Consider the following 2767-nt stretch of genomic DNA (forward strand, 5'->3'; position numbering starts at 1 on the left):
GACACGATCATCGTGATCGACAACGGCACGCCGATTGGCGAGACGCAGGTCGACGAGGACGGCAACTGGAGCTTCACGCCTGATACGCCGCTGGAAGAAGGCGAGCACGAGTTCACGGTGGTGGAGCGTGATCCCGCGGGCAACGAAAGCAGGCCGTCGGAGCCGCACGTGGTGATCATCGATACGACAGTGCCAGCACTGGTACTGAAGGCACCTGAAGTACCGGAGATGGCAGACGGTGTAATCGACGCGGTGGAGGCCAGCAACGGCACGTGGGTGGTTATCCCGGGCTATGCGGGCATGGTCGTAGGTGACACGATCACGTTGGACTGGAACGGCAAGACTTACGAGCACGTGGTGTCGGTGATCGACAGTGTCCAGGGGGCTGTTAAGGTGCTTATCCCGGCGGATGACTTGGTCGACCTGGAGACGGAGTTCGACATCTCCTATACGGTGACGGACGCAGAGGGCCATGTCTCGGAGCCGAGTCCGGAGACCCACGTAAGGCTTGATACGCTGTATTCTGGCTCGGATTCTGTGGCGACCATTGCGGGGATGAGTAAGGATAGCGACAGAAGTTACGATGATCCTCTCGGTCACTTCGTGACTAATGATGGCTCAGCGGGCCGTTTGATTACGGGTTCGCTGACGGCACCTCTCGCGCGTGGTGAAAAGGTTCAGGTCTCAGTGGACGGCGGCAAGACGTGGCAGGATGCACTGATCGATGGGAAGGGCAAATGGGTGTTCCAGGACAATACGGCGCATAACGCTGACTGGACGATTCAGGCGCGCGTGCTTGATCGGAACGGCGATAGCAGCGACGTGATGTCGCAAAAGGTTACACTCGACGCGGCTATTCCAAATGCTCCAACTGCGGTTTCGATTTCTACGGATGGCACGATCATCACTGCGAGATTGCCTGGTAGTGCGGTAGTGGGCGATGTGGTCATATTTGCCGTGGGCGATTATCGATTCTGCTCCTCGTCTCGATTGACCGAGGCTAATATTAGTGCCGGGACCGTATCTGTCCGCATGCCGGTGGAGGCGGCAGAAGCGTTCCAATCAGGTGCCTTGTATGGGGCGGCATTGCAGAATGTGCATGGCAATGTCTCGGGTTATACGGGCACCTATATTCAGATGAGCTCAATGGAGATTGTGGCGCATGAGGGGTACTTCAACACCTATTCCGGTACCACGGGGGATGACGTTTTCTTGGTGAGCAACACAGCTGTTTTCGATGACAAGTGGACAGAGCTTAAAGGCATTGGTGGTACCGATACGCTAAAGCTGACAAGCGCAGACCAGATCCTTGACCTGACCAACCTGCACGGCTTGCTGATGTCGATTGAAGTGTTCGACATCACCGGCACGGGTAACAACACGCTCAAGCTGTCGCTGGGCGATGTGCTCGAGCAGGGCGGCCAGGACCTGTTCATTGCTGACGGCCGCACGCAGGTGATGGTCAAGGGCGATGCGGGCGACAGGGTGGATCTGTCCGATCTGCTGCCGGGCGGCGGTGATGTTGGCGACTGGGTGCGGCAGTCTGGCACCACGATGGTAGACGGTACCGCATATGACGTCTTCTACCACACGGCTCTGAACGCTGAACTGCTGGTACAGCACGGTGTCGATACGACGTTGCTTAACCACTGACCTCCGGATGGTCTGCGACGCATGACCTGCGTCGCGGACCCGGAATCACCAACCATTTAATCAGGCTCCCTGAGCAGCATCGCGCTGCCCGGGGGACCGTTTTTGACGAACTGATCATGACTTTCAATCAAACCCTGATGCGTGCGCTCGCAGGCGCATTGCTCGTGACGGCGGGTACCTTGCCCGCCATCGCACAACAGACTTTCTCTGACCCGCAACCGCCGGTCACCCAGGCAGCCGCACCCGGCACCGCGCCGACGGCCCGTGCCGGTACGCAGCCCGGCAGGGTATTCGGCCAGAGCTACGCGCCGGTCGGACAGGTCGGCCCCCAGCAGGCGCAGATCGTCTACTACCGTGATGCATCCGCGGGTGCGGGCCGGTCGGCCGCTGCGGACGTCTACGTTGATGGCGAACTGCAGACCGCATTGCTGCCCAATGGCTACAGCATCTTCTGCGTCAAGCCGGGCCAACACATGCTGGGCGCCTACATTCAGGACGCACCGCTGTACAAAGGCAAGACCACCGGGCGATCCGGCGCAGAACTGAAGGGCGGCATGACCTACTTCGTGAAGGTCGGGCCGGCCGGCAGCAACGATGCACCGATCATGGTGCCGCGCAACGAAGCCGAAGCCCAGTTGCAAGGCATGCGCGCCCAGATGCACGTTCTTTCGCGCGCATCGGCAGTGGAGGCGTGTGACCCTGCGTCGATCCCCGTGACGGCAGCTCCGGTGGCGCAGCCTGTCGCGGCGAAAGAGTACACGCTTAAGGGCGACACGCTGTTCGCCTTCGGCAAGTCTGGCAATCGCGACATGACTGTCAAAGGCCGTGCGGCAATTGCACATCTGGCTGAACAGATTCGCGCGGAAAACACCTCGCTGCAAGCCGTGACGGTGATCGGCCACGCGGACCTGATCGGCTCGGACGCAGCGGCGCAGAAGCTTGGCGAGCAGCGTGCGATGACGGTTCGCCGGATGCTGATCGAGCAGGGTATTCCGGCGCAGAAGATCACCGCGGAAAGTGCGGGCAATTCCGATCCGGTGGTCGCCGACTGCAGCGGCACGATGCAGCAGAAGATTGCCTGCAATGAGCCCAACCGCCGGGTGGTGGTGCAACT

At 60.3% G+C, this 2767-nt stretch carries 2 protein-coding genes; both read left to right on the plus strand.

The window, feature by feature from the left end:
* The coding region (locus tag HDG39_RS34425) for an Ig-like domain-containing protein (RefSeq protein ID WP_221305972.1) at nt 1–1653 on the plus strand (1653 nt) is incomplete at its 5' end.
* 179 nt (nt 1654–1832) lie between these two features.
* On the plus strand, nt 1833–2767 hold a 935-nt coding region (locus HDG39_RS34430; protein WP_260328461.1), incomplete at its 3' end, for an OmpA family protein.

The organism is Paraburkholderia lebeckiae, assembly GCF_014201005.1.
In the GTDB taxonomy this organism is placed as follows: Bacteria; Pseudomonadota; Gammaproteobacteria; order Burkholderiales; family Burkholderiaceae; genus Paraburkholderia; species Paraburkholderia tuberum.